We start from the raw sequence: 591 nt of genomic DNA, 5'->3' as shown, positions 1-591 counted from the left end.
GCGCAGGATGTGCTGTCGGGCCCATCTTCGCCCCTGCCGCAACTGGCCAGCCTGTTGCGGCGGCTGCAGCGCAAGGTGTCGGAGGCGCCCGGCCTGCTCGACGATGTCGTCAAATCGCTCGACGAGGCGATGCTGTCGCTCGACGCGGCGCAATCGGGCGTCGAGGCAGCACTGCGCGCCACCGAATATGATCCGCAGCGGCTGGAGAAAGCGGAGGAGCGGCTGTTTTCGCTGCGCGCCGCCTCGCGCAAGCACAGCGTCGCCGTCGACGATCTAGCGCAGCTGCGCGACACGATGTCGGCCGATCTCGCCGATCTCGATGCCGGCGAGGAGCGCCTGCATGGGCTGGAAAAGCAGGCCACCGCCGCGCGCGAGACCTACGACATTGCCGCCGCGCAGCTGTCCTCGCTGCGTCATGCGGCGGCGGTCGGCCTGACCAAGGCCGTGATGGCCGAACTGCCGGCCCTGAAGCTCGAACGCGCCGCCTTTATCGTGGAAATGAAGAGCGAGGCCGAGAGCCGCATGGAAGAGGGGATCGACCAGATCGAGTTCTGGGTGCGCACCAATCCAGGCACGCGGCCCGGGCCGATG

General features: G+C 68.4%; 1 pseudogene. It reads left to right on the top strand.

Annotation, left to right across the window (positions count from 1 at the left end):
• Window positions 1-591: pseudogene (locus EN893_RS36990) on the top strand (DNA repair protein RecN); the annotation flags it as partial.

This window comes from Mesorhizobium sp. M7A.F.Ca.CA.004.04.2.1, assembly GCF_004022825.1.
In the GTDB taxonomy this organism is placed as follows: Bacteria; Pseudomonadota; Alphaproteobacteria; order Rhizobiales; family Rhizobiaceae; genus Mesorhizobium.
This window is presented reverse-complemented; position numbering and strand designations above follow the sequence as displayed.